The sequence below is a fragment of the Brachyspira sp. SAP_772 genome, from assembly GCF_009755885.1.
Taxonomy (GTDB): Bacteria; Spirochaetota; Brachyspiria; order Brachyspirales; family Brachyspiraceae; genus Brachyspira.
This window is the reverse complement of record NZ_VYIX01000047.1, coordinates 1-975: the sequence shown is the minus strand read 5'-3', so window position 1 is coordinate 975 and position 975 is coordinate 1. Positions and strand designations below refer to the sequence as shown.

At 24.5% G+C, this 975-nt stretch carries 1 pseudogene; it reads right to left on the bottom strand.

Annotated features, from left to right (window positions below):
* A pseudogene (locus GQX97_RS12460) lies at nt 1–975 on the bottom strand (hypothetical protein); the annotation flags it as partial.

Here is a 975-nt window from a genome sequence, read left to right as displayed (position 1 = left end):
TGTAACTATATTATAAAAGCCATCATCATTGTTATCATTTTTAGAAGTTAAGAATTGGAAACCTAAGAATGATAAACCTAATATTATAATTATAATACCTATGATTGGTATAAGCTTATTTGATTTTTTCTCATCATTTTCAATAGAATGCTCTGGAACTTTGTAAGGTTCTACAGGTTTCTTTTCTATTTCAGGTATAAYAGTAGATGTTTTTAATTCTTCTTCAGTTTCTATAATTTTAATATCTTTTTCTTCTARTTCTTTTAATTTTTTGTTTGAATAATTTTGATAAGCTTCCACTGGAGTATCATCATCTATTTCTACAGCATTTTCTATTGCTTTATCCATTTCTTCTTGATTGAATGTTGGCTCTTCATTAGATATTTGCTGTATAGTTGTAGGAAGCACAACTTTTTTATTTTTAAATATATCGCCTTTAGTGTAAGTTACTTTTTCTTTTGTTTCTTCTTTTTTTGGCTCTTCTATTTCAGTTTTTGTTTCTATACCGTCAATATCATTTTTTATTTTTTCTAATTCTTYTTTTATCTCTTCAGTTTCTTTGTCTTTATTTTCATCTTCTTTGTATTTATCAAATGAATCAAAGTTATATTTTTTTACAACTTCTTCTAAAGTTTGAGGCTTATCAGTATTTTCTTTAAGRATTATATCATTTTCTTTTTTATTAAGTACATTATTTACTATATCACTTGTTTTGTTAAAGATATTTTCAKTGCTTTTTATATTATTATCAACTTCTTTATTTGTTTCCTCTTCTATTTTATCATCTGTTACTACTAAATGTTTTTTTGCAACTATTGGCTTTGAAACATTTTTAGATTTAGCTCTTATAGCTTCTTTTAGTAATGTAATAGATTCTCTTTCTGAAGGTTTTTCAGTTGTTTTTATTGGCTCTATTTTTCTTATAGTTGATGATGTTCTTAATGGAGTAAATGCTGTTTCTTTTGATGTTTTTGA